Origin of the sequence: Mycobacterium sp. MS1601, assembly GCF_001984215.1 — a bacterium.
GTDB lineage: Bacteria > Actinomycetota > Actinomycetes > Mycobacteriales > Mycobacteriaceae > Mycobacterium.
In genome coordinates, this window is sequence record NZ_CP019420.1 from 4,779,028 (window position 1) to 4,795,501 (window position 16,474).

The following is a 16,474-nucleotide window of genomic DNA, read 5'->3' on the forward strand; positions in this document are numbered from 1 at the left end:
GAGGTAGACCCTGTTACATCGCGTGGACGGCCAGGTTATCGCACCAGGGAGGAGATGATCGGATGTGAGGGCAGCGGTAGTGTCAGATGGGCCTGCCCTGAAAACGCCACGAAAATCGGATGGAGCTGCTGGTGAGCATTGCCGTGACCGGATCGATCGCAACGGATCATCTGATGCGTTTTCCTGGTCGCTTCGCCGAACAGCTGCTCGCCGAACACCTGCAGAAGGTCTCCCTGAGCTTCCTCGTCGACGACTTGGTGATGCACCGCGGCGGCGTCGCGGGCAACATGGCCTACGCCATCGGGATCCTCGGTGGCAGCCCCACTCTGGTGGGTGCCGTCGGCTCCGACTTCGACGACTACCGGCAGTGGCTGGAGTCCAACGGCGTGGACTGCTCACAGGTGCTGGTCTCCGACAGCGCCTACACCGCACGGTTTGTGTGCACCACCGACCAGGACATGGCACAGCTTGCGTCGTTCTATCCCGGCGCGATGTCCGAGGCCCGCAACATCTCCCTGGCCAAGTTGCTGGACGGCAACAGCACTCCTGATCTGGTGATCGTGGGCGCCAACGACCCGGAGGCGATGTTCCTGCACACCGAGGAATGTCGAACTCTCGGACTGGCTTTCGCGGCGGACCCGTCGCAGCAGCTGGCCCGGCTCAACCGCGAGGAGATCCGCAGGCTCATCGACGGCGCCACCTATCTGTTCACCAACGACTACGAGTGGGACCTGCTGCTGCAGAAGTCCGGCTGGTCCGAGGCCGAGGTGATGTCCCAGATCGGGCTGCGGGTCACCACACTGGGGGAGAAGGGCGTCGACCTGGTGGGTCGCGACGGCACCTTCGTCCACGTCGACGCGGTACCCGAGACCCACAAGGCCGATCCGACGGGTATCGGCGACGCGTTCCGTGCCGGGTTCCTGACCGGGCGCAGCGCCGGTTTGAGCCTGGAGCGCTCCGCGCAGCTGGCCTCACTGGTGGCCACTCTGGTGCTGGAGGCGCCGGGCCCGCAGGAGTGGACCTGGAACAAGGCCGCCGCGCTGCCGCGGATCGCCGAGGCCTACGGCACGGAAGCCGAATCCGAGATCGCCGCCGCCTTGCTGTGATTCGTGGAATCTAGAGTTCGACGGGGTAAACCGGCTCGTCGATCTGCGGGGTGATCGAGCCCTCGATGAAGATCGCGTGCCACAGCATGAAGATCAGCACGGTCCAGAGCCTGCGGCTGTGATCGCTGACGCCGGTGCGATGCTCCTCGAGCATGCGCTGCACGCCCGCGAGATCCACCAGCGCCCCCGCCTGCGAGGTGTGCGTCATGGCGTATGCCCACTCCAGCAGTTCGCCGGCCCGCAGCCAATGCCGGATCGGCACGGGGAAGCCGAGTTTCGCCCGGTGCAGCACATGGGCGGGCACGATCGGCTCGAGCGCGCGGCGCAGCGCGTACTTCGTCGTGGTCCGGGTGATCTTCTGCTCCAGCGGCAGCCGCGACGCCACCGCGAACACCTCGGGATCCAGAAACGGCACCCGCAGCTCCAGTGAGTTGGCCATCGTCATCTTGTCGGCCTTGACCAAGATGTCGCCGCGCAACCAGGTGAACAGATCCAGGTGCTGCATCCGGGCCACCGGATCCCAGCCGGCCGACTGCCGGTAGATCTCGGCCGTGACGTCGGTGTGCGTCCAGTCGGTGCGGAACCCCGGCAGCACTGCGCGCAGTTGGGCGTCGGAGAAGCTGCGGGCATTGCCGTAATAGCGCTGCTCGAGTGTCTGCGAGCCGCGGTGCAGCAGGCTCTTGCCGCGCATTCCCTCGGGCAGCGGCTGGGACACCCGGCCCAAAGACCGTCGCACCGGGCGCGGGAGATAGTCGAAAGCCTTGAGCGACAAGGGTTCCCGGTAGATGGTGTAGCCGCCGAACAACTCGTCGGCGCCCTCGCCGGACAGCACCACCTTGACGTGCTTACGGGCTTCCTTGGCGATGAAGTACAGCGGCACCAGAGCCGGATCTGCGACGGGTTCGTCGAGATACCAGACGATCTCGGGTAAGGCCGCGACGAACTCGGCAGGACTGACCACCTTTGCCACGTGCCGGGCTCCGATCGCCTCGGCGGACGCGATGGCGACGTCGACCTCGGAGAAGCCCTCTCGTTCGAACCCGGTGGTGAAGGTGATCAGCCGCGGGTTGTGTCGAATGGCCAGCGCGGCGATCGCGGTGGAGTCGATGCCTCCGGACAGGAACGCGCCGACGGTGACGTCGGCGCGCATGTGTTTGGCCACCGAGTCCTCGAGGACGGCGGTGATCTCGTCGTAGCGGGCCTGCTCGGCTCCGCTCGTGAAAGGCACCACCGGGAACTTCGGCGTGAAGTACCGCGACACCCGCGGGGCGGAGCCGGGGAGATCCGGGCATAACAGCCTGACTCGAGCCGACGCACCTGCCGGTGCAGGGTCTCGGGTTCGGGCACGTACTGCAGCACGGTGTAGTGCTGAACGGCGCGCTCGTCGAGGCCGGTGTCGCCGACGTCGATACCGAGCACCCCGGACAGATCGGTCAGGCACTTCTTCTCGCTGCCCACCGCGGTGCCACCGGGGCCGGTGGCCATGAACAGCGGTTTGATGCCGAACGGGTCCCGCGCGCAGAACAGCTCACCGGTGCTGGTGTCCCACAGCGCGAAGGCGAACATGCCGCGTAGCCGCGGCAACGCGTCGACACCCCAGTGGTGGTACGCGGCGATGATGGCCTCGCCGTCGCCCTCGGTGTGGAAACTGGCGCCGAACTCGGTGCGCAGGGCCTCGCGTAGTTCCAGGTAGTTGTAGATCTCGCCGTTGAACACCAGCACGTAGCGGTCCGGCGCTTCGGGTGGACCCCAGCGCAGCGGCTGGTGGGAATGCGCGATGTCGATGATCGAGAGCCGGTTGAATCCCAGCACCACGTGGTCGTCGGACCAGGTGCCCGGTTCGTCGGGTCCGCGGTGTCGCATCAGATGGGACGCGCCGGCCACCGCATCGACTATTTCGGGTGTGACGGGCCGGGCCGAATCACACAGCAGAGCTACCAGTCCGCACATCGCCGCCAAGTATGCCAAGCGGCGGCGAAACACAAGCGGTGAGGTGCTTCGGCTCGGCTAGTGGGCGTGGTCTACGCTGCGTAGTATTCGACGGAAATCCGCCGTGCCCGCGGTGGAATTCCCAGCGGACCGAACCACAGGAGGCGCCAGCGTGAAGACCGGCCGTTCTCGTCGGCTCAGGGTGTTGGCTTTGGCGGTCACGTTCGGTGCGCTGGCCTTTGTTCTCAGCGGCTGCAGCCTCACCGACGCGCTCGCCCTTGGGTGGCCCAAGGGCATCACCCCCGAGGCTCATCTCAACCGTGAACTGTGGATCGGTTCGGTCGCGGCGTCCTTCGTCGTCGGCGGAATCGTTTACCTGCTGCTGTTCTGGACCTCGGTGTTCCACCGCAAGAAGGCCACCGACACCGAGCTGCCCCGGCAGTTCGGCTACAACATGCCGCTGGAGCTCGTCCTCACGGTGATCCCGTTCCTCATCATCTCGGTGCTGTTCTACTTCACGGTGGTGGTGCAGGAGACGATGCTGGCCAAGGAGCCCAACCCCGAGGTCGTCATCGACGTCACCGCCTTCCAGTGGAACTGGAAGTTCGGCTACCAGAAGGTCGCCTTCGCCGACGGCACCTTCGACTACGACGGTGTGGACAACGAGCGCAAGGAGGCCATGGCCTCTGCTCCCGAGCCGGGCGAGGGTGACACCCACGCCGAAGGCGGCGAGCACGAGATCCGCGGCGCGCTCGCGGGCAAGAACCCCGAGGACCGTACCTACCTGAACTTCGACGACGTCGAGACGCTGGGCACCAGCGACGAGATCCCGGTCCTGGTACTGCCCACCGGCAAGCGCGTCGAGTTCCAGATCGCCTCGGCCGACGTCATCCACGGGTTCTGGGTGCCAGAGTTCCTGTTCAAACGGGACGTGCTGCCCAACCCGAAGGAGAACAACTCCGACAACGTCTTCCAGATCAGCGAGATCCTGGAGACGGGCGCCTTCGTCGGTCGTTGCACCGAGATGTGCGGCACCTACCACTCGATGATGAACTTCGAGGTGCGCGTGGTGGAGCCCAACGACTTCAAGGCCTACCTGCAGTACCGCATCGACAATCCGAACGCCACCAACGCCGAGGCGTTGCAGGCCATCGGCCAGGACCCGGTTGCCATCACCACCCGGCCGTTCGACACGCGCCGCGGTGAGCAGGCGCCCCCCGTGCGGAACTGACCGGCAGCAGGACTGAGAGGAATCCAGCATGCATATCGAAGCCCGGCTGTTCGAGATCCTGACCGCTTTCTGTGTCATCGCGGCCGTGGTGTACGGCTCCCTGACCCACTTCTACGCCCTCGGCGGCATCGAGTGGGCCGGGACCACCGCACTGGTGCTCACCGCGGGCCTGTCGTTGATCATCGGCACCTTCTTCCGTTTTGTCGCCCGGCGCCTGGACACCCGGCCCGAGGACTACGAAGACGCCGAGATCAGTGACGGCGCCGGCGAGCTGGGCTTCTTCAGCCCGCACAGCTGGTGGCCGATCCTGATTGCGCTGTCCTTCTCCACTGCCGCTGTGGGCGCCGCGCTGTGGCTGCCGTGGCTCATTGTCGCCGGTGTCTGCTTCGTGTTGTTCACCGCCGGCGGCCTGGTCTTCGAGTACTACTGGGGCCCCGAGAAGCACTGAAGCTCGACCGGCTGAGCTGTCCTCGGTCTGTCGCGATCGTCCCACCGCATCGGTTGGGTAGTGTTGCCCAGGCACGAGTGGATGATGGACTTCAGAAGGACAGGCGGACATGAGCGGGCCGAATCCTCCGGGGGCGGATTCCGGGGACGACGAGGGCACCTCGTCGAACCCTGACGGGTTCAACGAGGATCTCAGCAGCACGGAGTACGGAACCGATCTGGTTCCCGCCGAGTTCCCGTCACGCGCTTACTCCGCCCCGGAATCCGAGCAGTTCACCACCGGGCCTTACGTGCCCGCTGATCCGCATCTCTACGACTACGACAGCTACGACGGCGGCGCCACGGCCGAGGACGGCAAGCCCCCGCGCTGGCCGTGGGTGGTGGGTATCACCGCGATCGTCGCCGCAATCTCCCTGGTGGTCTCCGTGTCGTTGCTGGTGACCAGCACCAACACCGACGATCTTGCCAACCCAGACACGTCCACCACCACCAGGCCGCCGGTGCAGGACGAGATCATCACCACCACGCCACCCCCTCCGCCGCCTCCGACGACGACGGAGGAGCCTCCTCCGCCTCCGCCGCCGCCTCCTCCGCCGGAGACGGTCACCGTCACACCGGAGCCGCCGCCACCCCCTCCGCCACCCACCGAGGAACCTCCGCCGCCTGCGCCGGAGACCACCGAGGCGCCGCCCCCTCCGCCGACCACCACGGCGCCACCAGGGCCGCGGCAGGTCACCTACTCGATCACCGGCACCAAGGCGCCAGGTGACGTGATCTCCGTGACCTACATCGACGCCTCCGGGCGCAGTCGCACCCAGCGCAACGTCTACATCCCGTGGTCGCTGACCGTGACGCCCATCTCGCAGTCCGAGGTCGGATCGGTACAGGCGTCCAGTCTGTTCCTGGTCAGCCGGCTCAACTGCTCCATCACCACCAGCGACGGCACCGTGTTGTCGTCGAACAACGGCAACGCGGCTCAGACCAGTTGCTGAGCATCACATCGGGGGGTAATTAAGTGGCCTGGAGCCCCAAATTCTCGGACTCGCCCGAGCTCGTCGACCGTGGCGTGATGGTGGCGTGCGCCGTCACCTGGCTGGTCGCCCTTGGCGTCGCCGTGGCGGCCGGAGTGGCCCTGGTGGACCTCGGCGTGGCGCACTCACCCGGGCCGGTGTCGGATCCGGGAACGCCGTGGCTGCTCTACACGGTCATCGGTGTGTCGGCCGCGGTGATTGTGCTGGCGGTGCCGCTGCTGCTGCGTGCCCGGCGTGCCGTCGAGGAGCCTGCTCCGCCGCCGCGTCCGGGCCCCAAAACGGTGCAGGCGCGCGCCATGCTGGTCGATCAGGATCCACCCGACTACCCGGGGCCGACACCGGCCCGGCACTCCAGCTCCGCCATCTCGGTGACCTTCCTGGACCGGATGTGGCTGCGATGTGGGCTAGGAGTTCTCACTGCTGTCGGGCTGGCCTACGTGGCGGTGGCCGTGGCCACCTACCTGATGGCTTCGGACAAGATCACCGCGTCCTGGGTGGTCTACGGCGTGGCAGGCGTCATCACCGTGGCGATGATCGCCATCCCGCTGACGTATCTGCGTCAGCTGAGGGGGCGGCTCGCCTCCGAGGCCCAGTGAGCTTGAGCCACACCAACTCTGGGCCCGATGGGTCCTGTGGGACGTAACTGGTTGCGAGGTTGAGCCACACCAACTCTGCGCCCGATGGGTCCTGCGACACGTAACTGGTTGCGACAACACGCCGGGGCAGGTCGCAGTGGCTTACGTCTGGAATTGCGGGGCCACCGATCGGGCCCTCCACAACAAAAACATGGCGGCAAGCACCGGGAGTGCTTGCCGCCATGTGGCGTCGATTCTCGGTCAGTGATGACCGTTGCTGTGGCCGTCCGACGAGCCGTTGGTGCCGTGCTCGTTGTCCTGGTACTCCTTGAGCGCCGTGAGCGCCCGGTGGTGCGACGCGTGCTCGGCCTCGGTGAGTGCCGAATCCTCGGACACCGGATCCGGGAAGAGGAAGTTGCCACGACCCGGCGCACCGCCGGAGCCCAGCTTGTTCATCTTCTTCGGCACCGCGGCACCCTGGTACTCGAGCGGGATCGGGTGGCCGTGGTCGTCGACCGGGCCGATCGGCTGGTGCAGTTCGACGTACGCACCGTGCGGCAGCCGCTTGATGATGCCCGTCTCGATGCCGTGTTCGAGCACCGCGCGGTCGGCACGCTGCAGCGCCACGGCCCACCGGTAGGTCACGAAGTAGACGATCGGCGGCAGGATCACCATGGCGATGCGGGCGATCCACGTGGTCGCGTTGAGCGAGATGTGGAACTTCAGCGCGATGATGTCGTTCATGCACGCGAAGGTCATCAGGATGTAGAACGCAATGGCCATGGCGCCGATGGCGGTACGGACCGGAGCGTCACGCGGCCGCTGCAACAGGTTGTGGTGCGCGTCGTCGCCGGTGAAGCGCTTCTCCAGGAATGGCCACGCGATCAGCAGGGTGAACACCAGACCCATCAGGATCGCGATCCAGAACGGCTGGGGGATGGTGTAGTTGCCGATGTAGAACTCCCACGCCGGCCAGATACGGATCAGGCCGTCGGTCCACATCATGTAGAAGTCCGGCTGGCTACCGGCCGACACCATGGACGGCTTGTAGGGGCCAAGGTCCCAGATCGGGTTGATCTGCAGCAGGCCACCCATCAGGCCCAGGATGCCGACCGTCATCGCGAAGAAGGCGCCGGACTTGACGGCGAACACCGGCATGACTCGCACACCGACGACGTTCTTCTCGGTGCGGCCGGGGCCGGGGAACTGGGTGTGCTTCTGGAACCAGACCAGCGCCAGGTGCGCGCCGATCAACGCCAGCATGATGCCGGGGATCAGCAGGATGTGCAGGGCGTACAGGCGCGGGATGATGATCGTGCCGGGAAAATCGCCGCCGAACAGTGCCCAGTGCAGCCAGGTGCCGATGACGGGGACGCTCATCGTGATGCCGGAGAACGCAGCGCGCAGGCCGGTGCCGGAGAGCAGATCGTCGGGCAGCGAGTAACCGAAGAAGCCCTCGAACATCGCCAGGATCAGCAGCAGCGAGCCGATGATCCAGTTGGCCTCACGCGGGCGGCGGAACGCACCGGTGAAGAAGATGCGGGCCAGGTGCACCATGATCGACGCGGCGAACAGCAGCGCGGCCCAGTGGTGGACCTGGCGGACGAACAGACCGCCACGCACCTCGAAGCTGATGTTCAGCGCCGACTCGTAGGCCTTCGACATCTGGATGCCGCGAAGTGGCTCGTAGACGCCGTTGTACGTGACCTCGGCCATGGACGGATCGAAGAACAGCGTCAGCCAGATGCCGGTGAGCAGCAGGATGATGAAGCTGTACAGCGCGATCTCACCCAGCAGGAACGACCAGTGGGTGGGGAAGACCTTGTTCAGGATCCCGCGCCGCACCGCCGCCGACGGGTGATACCGCGAATCGATCGCATCGCCCTGCTTGGCCAACGTGTCAGCGAGTTTCGGACTCATGATCTCCGCTCCCAGAAGGCAGGTCCGACGGGCTCGATGAAGTCGCCGTTGGCAACCAGGTATCCGTCGGAGTCGATGGTGATGGGAAGCTGCGCCAACGCGCGCGCGGCTGGGCCGAAAATGGGTTTCGCGAAGTGCAACGCGTCGAACTGCGACTGGTGGCACGGGCACAGGATGCGGTAGGTCTGCTGCTCGTAGAGCGAGGACGGGCAGCCCAGGTGTGAGCAGACCTTCGTGTAGGCGAAGAAGTCGCCGAAGTTGAAGCTCTCCTGACCCTGACGCTTGACCACCTTGGACATGTCCTGCGGCTTGATGCGGATGAGCATCACCGGGTTGCGGACGCCCATCTGGATGGCGGCCAGCGTGTGGTGCGACTCCACAGTGGTTCCGTCACCGTCGGATTCCCGCCACGGGAACACGGTCTCCATGCCACCGGCGTCCAGATCTTCGGGACGCATCTTGATGAACGGGGAGTGGGCGTCACCGGTGGCACGGGCCAGCCAGATGGTCTCGCCGTGGAACCGCGGGGTCCAGCCCGACGTCCACAACACGGCCTTGGGGCCGTCGGCGGTGGGCACCACGGGCTTCCACGGGTTCTTGATCAGGCCGCCGATGAGGGCGACCAGGGTGCCGGCACCGAAGGCGCCCAGGCCCAGACCCATCGAGATGCCGATCATCTTGCGGCGTCTGATGGTCGAGCCCTCGAGGGCGTCGGTCAGGTTGGCCACCACGGTCTTGCGCTGCAGCTCCGAGGAGGCGCCGTCGTGGCGGTCCTGGATGGTGATCTCTTCGGGGATGAACTTCTTCTGGAACAACACCGCGCCCACACCGATGGCCAGGATCGACAGCCCGAAAGTCAGGCCGTACATCGGGGTGGCCAGGTTGTACCACATGCTGTCCGGGTCGTACTCCCACGGCCAGAACAGGAACACCAGCAGCAGCGCCAGGCCGGCGACGCCGCCCAGCATCAGCCAGTAGGCGACGGTGCGCTCGGCCCGCTTCTCTGCCTTGGTTCCCTCGACGGGCCAACGCTTTTCCTTGAAGACGATGTCGACACCGTCGAGCTTGCCGCCGAGGGCCAATAGCTCCTCGCGCGACATCTGTGCGAGCTGCTCGTCGGTGAGCTCATCTGGTTTGTCGATGCTCATGCCCTTGCCCCGATCCACATCGCCACGCCGATGATGGCGACCATGCCGATAATCCATGCCGCCATGCCTTCAGACGTGGGGCCGAACCCGCCGAGGCCGTAACCGCCCGGGCTGGGGGTCTCGGACGCTCCGCGGACGTAGGAGACGATGTCCGCCTTCTCCTCCGGGGTGAGCTGGCGGTCGGAGAACTTCGGCATGTTCTGCGGGCCGGTCAGCATGGCGGTGTAGATCTGCTGCGGGTTGGCGTCACCGAGATCGGGTGCGTACTTGCCGGAGGACAGCGCGCCACCCTTGCCGGTGAAGTTGTGGCAGGACGCGCAGTTCAGGCGGAACAGGTCGCCACCGCGAGCCACGTTGCCGTGGGTCAGCGATTCCTGGGCGATCTGGCCGTTCTCGTCGCGTACCACCATGGGGCCGCCGCCGTTGGCCTGGACGAAGGCGCCGAGGGCGTCGATCTGCGCCTCGTCGAAGTTCGGCGGTTTCGCCGGGGCCTGGGCATTGAGGCTCATCGCGGGCATACGACCGGTGGACACCTGGAAGTAGACGGCAGCCTCGCCGACACCCACCAGGCTGGGGCCACGGTCGGCGACGCCCTGCAGGTTGGCGCCGTGGCAAGAGATGCACGAGGTGTCATAGAGCTGCTCGCCGGTGCGCAGCAGTGCCGACGCAGACTCGTCGGCGACCGCGACCTGCGGCTTGGGGGTGAGGATGGCGGCCAGTCCGCCGGCCATCGTCAACGCGATCAGCAGCAGCAGGCCAGCTGTGAGCCGACGGCGGGTGCGCCGCTTGGACTTCGGCGAGCCGGTCCTGGTCAACCGCGAGATCTTCAACCGAGCACTCCTGTTCGTCGGGCTGCTGCGCTGAGAGTTGGATGTCATCGGACGAAATAGATCACGGCGAACAGCGCGATCCACACGATGTCGACAAAGTGCCAGTAGTAGGACACGACGATCGCCGCGGTGGCCTGGGCGGGCGTGAACTTGGCCATCCGGGTGCGTGCCAGCAGGAAGACGAACGCGACCAGACCGCCGATCACGTGCAGGCCGTGGAAGCCGGTGGCGAGGTAGAACACCGTGCCGTAGGCGCTGCCCGGGATGGTGGTTCCGGTGTGTACCAAGTGGTAGTACTCGTAGCCCTGGCCGAGCACGAAGAAGGTGCCCATCGCCAGCGTCAGGGTGTACCACCGGCGCAGACCGAAGACGTCACCGCGCTCGGCGGCGAAGACGCCCATCTGGCAGGTGAACGACGAGGCGATCAGGACCAGGGTCACCGGCACCGCGAGGTACAGGTTCAGCTCGGTGGGCGCCGGTGGCCAGTCACCGCCGGCCTGGGCCCTGGCGGTGAAGTACATCGCGAAGAGGCCGGCGAAGAACATCAGCTCACTCGACAACCACACAATGGTGCCGACACTGACCATATTCGGCCTGTTCAGCGAATGAATCCGCGACGTGATGGCGGTTCCCGAACTCCCTACAGCGCTCGTCACATCAAGAAGTATGACGCTTTGTAGTTGTCGAACTCCACCCGGGGAGGGGTTTGGTAACAAGTGACTTCCTGATAAGAGGGCCAAAGATCCCCGGGCGCTTTCGGCGTGTCTCGGCCGACGTGGGAATATCGGCCCGTGATTGCTTCTGATTCCTCGCCCACGTGGCCGCTGATCCTGGCCCGCTTGACCGATTCCCAGCCCCTGGCGACGGGCCAGGCCGCGTGGGCGATGGAACAGATCATGACCGGCGCCGCCACTCCTGCCCAGATCGCGGCCTTCGGGGTGGCCATGAAGATCAAACGGCCCACCGCAGCCGAGGTCAGCGAGCTGGCCGACACCATGTTGTCGCACGCCCGCAAGGTCCCTACCGAATCATTCGGCACCGACACCGTCGACGTGGTGGGTACCGGAGGTGACGGCGCCAACACCGTCAACCTCTCCACCATGGCCGCCATCGTGGTGGCGGCCGCGGGTGTCAAGGTGATCAAGCACGGCAACCGGGCCGCGTCGTCGTTGTCCGGCGGCGCCGACACCCTCGAGGCGCTCGGGGTGCGGATCGATCTGGGGCCCGAAGAGGTGGCCCGCTGCGTCGCCGAGGTGGGCATCGGGTTCTGTTTCGCTCCGCAGTTCCATCCGTCGCTGCGCCACGCCGGCGCCGCCCGCCGTGAGATCGGTGTGCCGACGGTCTTCAATCTGCTTGGACCGCTGACCAATCCGGCTGGACCGAGGGCCGGGCTGATCGGCTGCGCGTTCGGTGACCTGGCCGAGGTGATGGCGGGCGTGTTCGCCGCCCGCCGCTCCAGCGTGCTGGTGGTGCACGGCGACGACGGCCTCGACGAGCTGACCACCACCACCACGTCGACGATCTTCCGGGTACAGGCGGGCACCATCGACCGGCTGACGTTCGACCCGGCCGGTTTCGGGTTCCCCCGGGCACAGCTGGCCGAGCTGTTGGGCGGCGACGCGCAGAGCAATGCCGCCGAAGCGCGTTCGGTGTTCGCCGGGGCTCCGGGGCCGGTGCGCGACGCGGTGATCCTGAACGCCGCGGGTGCGATGGTGGCCCATGCCGGGCTGACCGCCAGCGCAGAGTGGCTGCCGGCCTGGGAGAGCGGACTCGAGCGCGCCGCCAAGGCCATCGACTCGGGAGCCGCCGAACAGTTGCTGTCCAGGTGGGTGAAGTTCACCCAGAAGCTCTGAAGCCCTTCCGCACCGGGGTGAGCAGATCGGCATAGTCCTCGGCGGCCGTTTGCTCGGCAGCCAGTCGCGCCGAGCGTGCGGTGGCCGCCCACCCCGCCCAGCGGCCCGCTGACTGCGCGGGCGACGCCCAGCCGTCGGTGGTCCGCACCATGCGGGTTCCCGGTGTGGCCAGCCAGCGCACCAGCAGTGCGGTCTCTTCGACCAGCGCGCCACCCAGCGGCGCCGCCTCGGGCAGCACGGTCTGCGCCCCTGCGCACACCGCGTCCACCACCGGCATCGGCGGCACACCGCGCCGTGCCGTTCCGGCCGCGGCCAGGCGGCCGTGCCGGATCACCGCCAGATGCCAACCGCCCGCACCGTCGGGCTGCGCGGCCACCATCTCCGCCACCGTGGACAGAGCATGCAGCCGTTGTCCGCGCCACAGCACGTCGACGGCTGTGGCGGTGTGGTCGCGCAGCCTGGCTGCACTCTCGAAGTGCCCACGCTCGGCCAACGCGGCGATGTGAGCTGTCGCGGCGTCGAAGGCCGCCGAGTGTGAGCCCGTGATGAGCTCAGCGGCCCGCAGCACAGTCGTCGCGTAGTCCGCTGCCCCGATGTCGCGCGGTGCCGGGCAGGGGGAGACTTCTCGTTCCGGGCAGGTGTGCAACGCGGCGCGGGCAAGGCGCTGTGTGCACGTGCGGATGCCGCTGAAGCGGGCCAGCAGCGCGCCGGTGTCGACGGCGTCGGAGCGAGCGCGGAAGGGGCCGACGCAGGCGCGGCTGCCCGGCGCCCGCACCACCGTCCAGCGCGGGAACGCCTCGTCCGACAGCGCCAGCCACCACCATCGGTGTGGGAACTTCGACCTCCGGTTGTAGGGCGGCGCGTGCGCGGCCAGCAGCCTCAGTTCGCGGACCCCGGCCTCCAGCGCGTGGGCGCATTCGATGTGGTCGACGGACTGCGCGAGCGCCACCATCTCCTTCATGCGGGTACGCGGATCGGCACCGTTGAAGTACTGGCTGACCCTGCGGTGCAGGTTGACCGCCGTGCCGACGTAGAGCACCTCGTCTGCGGGCCCACGGAAGAGGTAGACGCCCGGCGTATCGGGCACCCCGGCGGCAAGGACCCGTTTGCGCCGTTGTGTCGGGGTGGCGTTCGGCAGATACGAGCGCAGCTGTGAGTAGGTGTGAATGCCCTGATTGCCCACCCTGGCGATCAACCCGTGCAGGACGTCGACGGTGGCGCGGGCGTCGTCGAGCGCGCGGTGGGTGGGCTCGGTGCCCGACCGGAACAGCTGTGCGAGCGCGGACAGTCGCACGCTGGGTGCCTCGTCCTTGGTCAGAACCCGCCGGGCCAGTCGCACGGTGCACAGCACCGGTGGCCGCGGCCAGACCAACTCACACTGTTCGGCGGCCGCCTTGAGGAAGCCGATGTCGAAACCGGCGTTGTGGGCCACCAGGACCGCTCCCCGGCAGAACTCCAGGAACATCGGCAACACCGTCGAGATGGGCGGCGCATCGCGGACCATGGCGGTGGTGATGCCGGTCAACTGCATGATCTGAGGCGGGATGGACCGACCCGGATCGACGAGTGTGGCAAATTCTCCGAGGACGGCGCCTCCGCGCACTTTGACCGCACCGATCTCGGTGATGGCGTCACTGGGGCGCCGATTCCGCGGGCCACGGCCCGACCTCCGGTGGTTTCGAGATCGACCACGACGAACGTGGTGTCGCGCAGCGCCAGATCGGCGGACGGATCGATGTCCGCGAAGCTCAACTGCGCGCTGCGCCCGACGTTCACACGACGTGACGCTAGGAGGTCGCACCGACATCGCGTGGTAACGGCGGCTCGGCGCGTCACCGGCGTGGCCGCAATGTGGTCCGAACTTGTCGGTGGGCCCGTTTAGCGTGAGCGCCACCAACACACCGAGTCGAATCGAGAGGACCGAGAAATGGGAACTGCAGGACGTCCACCGGACAACGGGGAACCGGTGATCATCGACTGCGACGACTGTGCGGTTCGTGGCCCAGGATGTCGAGATTGTGTGGTCAGCGTTCTTCTGGGTGTTCCAGATAGTTTGCTGGCTGATGAACGTGCGGCGCTGGAGGTGCTTGCGGAGGTCGGAATGGCGCCACGCTTGCGGCTCGTGCCTGTCCATCGCGGACAGAAACCGGGGGTAGCCTGAGGCGCGCTGGAAGGAGAACGCGACAACTGCCAGTAGGGCTGTTAAATTTGCGTCTCCTGTTGGACAACGCCGATGCCGTTTCGTAACCTATCTGAGACCTAAAGGCGATTCGGCGGTGGCGCGAACAGCGGCACTTCGAAGGCAGTTTAAGGACCCGTAATCTTGAGTTTTTCCGGCTCGCAGTGGATCTCGCGCGTATCGAAGCGCTCTCGTCGGAGTGTGGTCTGTGCTGTAGCCGGAGTCACCGTGCTGTCGGGAGTGCTGGCCTCGAGTGTGCAGGCGGACCCAGCAGAGGACGCGCTAGCAAAGCTCAACGATCTCTCGCGGCAAGCTGAGCAGACCACCGAGGCCATGCACAGTGCACAGCTGGATCTGACCAAGAAGCTGGACATCCAAGCGGCAGCCGACCGTAAACACGCCGATGACCTGGCTGCCGTGGACACGGCCAGGGCCGAACTGGCGACCTTCCAGAGCGGGGTCGACGAGTTTGCCGCCGCCATGTACATGGGCGGACGCACCGACGGGATGACCGCCATCCTCACCGCAGAGTCGCCGCAGGGCCTCATCGATCGGCTGGCGGTGCAGCGAGTGATCGCCGGCGAGCTGTCGGACCAGATGGCCAACTACCGTCGGGTCAGCGAGCAGGCTGCGGCCGCCGAGATCGCGTCCGCGCAGTCGGCTGCCGATGCCAAGACCGCCGCCGAGCAAGCCGCCGCGGTCCGTGCCGAATTGCAGGCCAAACAGAGCGACCTCCAACTCAAGATCGCCGTCGTCAAATCCCAGTACGACTCACTGACCGAAGCTCAGCGAGTGGCATTGGCCGCTCCGGGTCCGGTGCCACCGCCGCCGGTGGCGCTGCCGGCGCCACCTCCGCCAGGGCCCGAGATCCTGGCCGCGCCGCCTGCGCCCGGTCTGCCCGGGATGCCGCCCCCCGTCGGTATCCCGCCCGGTGACGTCGCGCCGCCGCAGATGCAGGTCCCGGCGCCCGGCGGGGGCAGCCCGGTCGGCGCCACCGTGGTCCAGGCCGCGCTGACCAAGGTCGGAATGCCGTACTCCTGGGGCGGTTCCGGACCCGGCCAGTTCGACTGTTCAGGCCTGGTGATGTGGTCGTTCCAGCAGGCAGGCATGTCGCTGCCGCACTCCAGCCAGGCGTTGGCCGCCGGTGGTCAGCCGGTGTCACGTGACCAGCTGCAGCCCGGTGACGTGGTGAACTTCTACTCCGACGCCTCCCATACCGGCATCTACGTCGGTAACGGCATGGTGGTGCATGCCTCCACCTACGGTGTGCCGGTCAAGGTGGTGCCACTCGACGGCGCCGGACCGTTCTACAACGCTCGCCGATACTGAACGTCGGCGATACTGGATCCTGTCGCTACTGAGCCTGCTTCTACACCGAACTGCCGACCCCGCTGGCCGGTAGTCGCACTGGCAGTGCTGCTGGGCGCGCAACTGGTGTTGGCCGGGCTGTTCGTGGCCCGCCAGCCCCAGACCGTCCTGCCGCCTCCGCCGGCCGCGGCCGCCCCGGCGCCCGGGGGACAGCGTGAGGTGACGCTCGTCAGCCTTGGGGGAGTTGCCACCGACCCGCTGTTGCGCCGCGTCACCACCGAACTCGACGGCGCCGTGGACGCTGTCGAGTCGTTCTGGGGTCCGGAATGGCCGCACGAGATCGTGATCGTGGCCACGGACACCGAGGAGGAGTTCCGTGCCCAGGCCACCGGCGTCGGCGACACCTCCCACATCGCCGCCGTCACTGTCGCGGACTCGGTGAACCCGCAGGAGAACTCGGCCAACGGCCAACGCATCGTCTTCGCACCCGGTGCGGTGGCCATGAGCCCGGAGGCCCTGCGCGTGGTGCTCACCCACGAGTTGTTCCACTACGCCACCCGCGCGGCCACCGCCGCCGACGCACCCCGATGGATCACCGAAGGTGTCGCCGATTATGTTGCGCGCCCGATGTATCCAGGCTCGATCACCCGCGGGCCGCTGCCGACGGCGTTGCCGTCGGACCGGGACTTCGCCGCACCCGAGCCGGATCTGAGCCTGGCGTATGACCGAGCCTGGCTGTTCGCCCGCTACATTGCCGACCGGTACGGCGTACCGGCGCTGCGGGCGCTTTACGTCCGGGCCGCCGGGCCGCACCACACCGATGCCGAAACCGCCCTGTGGGAGGTCTTGCGGGCCCGGCCCGCCGACGCGTTGCAGGGGTGGCAGGAATGGTGTGTCCGCAACGGGCTAGCGTGACA

Annotated in this window: 14 protein-coding genes and 1 pseudogene; 9 read left to right on the top strand and 6 right to left on the bottom strand. The window is 67.0% G+C overall.

Features of this window, described 5'->3' with window-relative positions; translation table 11 throughout:
• Nucleotides 1–131: 131 nt before the first annotated feature.
• Complete coding sequence (locus BVC93_RS23065; RefSeq protein ID WP_083741263.1) at nucleotides 132–1,106, top strand: carbohydrate kinase family protein; 975 nt, start codon at nucleotides 132–134, stop codon at nucleotides 1,104–1,106.
• Nucleotides 1,107–1,116: 10 nt separating this feature from the next.
• Here the strand turns inward: BVC93_RS23065 and asnB are convergent.
• A pseudogene (gene asnB, locus BVC93_RS23070) lies at nucleotides 1,117–3,056 on the bottom strand (asparagine synthase (glutamine-hydrolyzing)).
• A gap of 151 nt (nucleotides 3,057–3,207) precedes the next feature.
• Here asnB and ctaC point away from each other — a divergent pair.
• The 4 genes from ctaC to BVC93_RS23090 all read left to right on the top strand — a co-directional run bounded on the left by ctaC (nucleotide 3,208) and on the right by BVC93_RS23090 (nucleotide 6,340).
• Entirely contained in the window at nucleotides 3,208–4,266 is a 1,059-nt protein-coding gene (gene ctaC, locus BVC93_RS23075) for an aa3-type cytochrome oxidase subunit II (RefSeq protein WP_083741264.1), read from the top strand.
• 28 nt (nucleotides 4,267–4,294) lie between these two features.
• Complete coding sequence (locus tag BVC93_RS23080; protein ID WP_083739492.1) at nucleotides 4,295–4,714, top strand: cytochrome c oxidase subunit 4; 420 nt, start codon at nucleotides 4,295–4,297, stop codon at nucleotides 4,712–4,714.
• 109 nt (nucleotides 4,715–4,823) lie between these two features.
• The gene (locus tag BVC93_RS23085; protein ID WP_083739493.1) at nucleotides 4,824–5,705 is read left to right on the top strand and encodes an MmpS family transport accessory protein; all 882 of its coding nucleotides are present in this window, start codon (nucleotides 4,824–4,826) and stop codon (nucleotides 5,703–5,705) included.
• A 23-nt stretch (nucleotides 5,706–5,728) separates the two neighbouring features.
• Nucleotides 5,729–6,340 (top strand): DUF2561 family protein, encoded by a 612-nt coding sequence (locus tag BVC93_RS23090; RefSeq protein ID WP_236950084.1) that lies wholly within the window; start codon nucleotides 5,729–5,731, stop codon nucleotides 6,338–6,340.
• Between the two features lie 240 nt (nucleotides 6,341–6,580).
• Here BVC93_RS23090 and qcrB read toward each other — a convergent pair whose 3' ends face one another.
• The 4 genes from qcrB to ctaE are packed head-to-tail and all read right to left on the bottom strand — an operon-like array spanning nucleotide 6,581 to nucleotide 10,873.
• On the bottom strand, nucleotides 6,581–8,254 hold the full coding sequence (gene qcrB, locus BVC93_RS23095) for a cytochrome bc1 complex cytochrome b subunit (protein WP_442929101.1): 1,674 nt from the start codon (nucleotides 8,252–8,254) through the stop codon (nucleotides 6,581–6,583).
• Nucleotides 8,236–9,387 (bottom strand): cytochrome bc1 complex Rieske iron-sulfur subunit, encoded by a 1,152-nt coding sequence (gene qcrA, locus BVC93_RS23100; protein ID WP_083741266.1) that lies wholly within the window; start codon nucleotides 9,385–9,387, stop codon nucleotides 8,236–8,238. Before qcrA ends, qcrB begins: the two co-directional genes overlap by 19 nt.
• On the bottom strand, nucleotides 9,384–10,265 hold the full coding sequence (qcrC, locus tag BVC93_RS23105; RefSeq protein WP_083739495.1) for a cytochrome bc1 complex diheme cytochrome c subunit: 882 nt from the start codon (nucleotides 10,263–10,265) through the stop codon (nucleotides 9,384–9,386). Before qcrC ends, qcrA begins: the two co-directional genes overlap by 4 nt.
• Entirely contained in the window at nucleotides 10,262–10,873 is a 612-nt protein-coding gene (gene ctaE / locus BVC93_RS23110) for an aa3-type cytochrome oxidase subunit III (protein ID WP_083739496.1), read from the bottom strand. Before ctaE ends, qcrC begins: the two co-directional genes overlap by 4 nt.
• A gap of 135 nt (nucleotides 10,874–11,008) precedes the next feature.
• Between ctaE and trpD the strand changes: the two genes are divergently transcribed.
• Nucleotides 11,009–12,070 (top strand): anthranilate phosphoribosyltransferase, encoded by a 1,062-nt coding sequence (gene trpD / locus BVC93_RS34140; RefSeq protein WP_236950085.1) that lies wholly within the window; start codon nucleotides 11,009–11,011, stop codon nucleotides 12,068–12,070.
• Here trpD and BVC93_RS23120 read toward each other — a convergent pair.
• Nucleotides 12,054–13,877 (bottom strand): DEDD exonuclease domain-containing protein, encoded by a 1,824-nt coding sequence (locus BVC93_RS23120; protein ID WP_236950480.1) that lies wholly within the window; start codon nucleotides 13,875–13,877, stop codon nucleotides 12,054–12,056. The two genes, trpD and BVC93_RS23120, sit on opposite strands and share 17 nt — an antisense overlap.
• 120 nt (nucleotides 13,878–13,997) lie before the next feature.
• On the opposite strand from BVC93_RS23120, the gene BVC93_RS34145 reads away from it, so the two are divergent.
• The 3 genes from BVC93_RS34145 to BVC93_RS23135 all read left to right on the top strand — a co-directional run bounded on the left by BVC93_RS34145 (nucleotide 13,998) and on the right by BVC93_RS23135 (nucleotide 16,472).
• Nucleotides 13,998–14,231, top strand: a complete 234-nt coding sequence (locus tag BVC93_RS34145) for a hypothetical protein (protein ID WP_083739497.1) — start codon at nucleotides 13,998–14,000, stop codon at nucleotides 14,229–14,231.
• A 219-nt stretch (nucleotides 14,232–14,450) separates the two neighbouring features.
• Nucleotides 14,451–15,578, top strand: a complete 1,128-nt coding sequence (gene ripC / locus BVC93_RS23130) for a peptidoglycan hydrolase RipC (RefSeq protein WP_236950086.1) — start codon at nucleotides 14,451–14,453, stop codon at nucleotides 15,576–15,578.
• Nucleotides 15,579–15,686: 108 nt separating this feature from the next.
• Nucleotides 15,687–16,472: a hypothetical protein gene (locus BVC93_RS23135; protein ID WP_442929102.1), complete on the top strand. Its 786-nt coding sequence runs from the start codon at nucleotides 15,687–15,689 to the stop codon at nucleotides 16,470–16,472.
• Nucleotides 16,473–16,474: the final 2 nt, after the last annotated feature.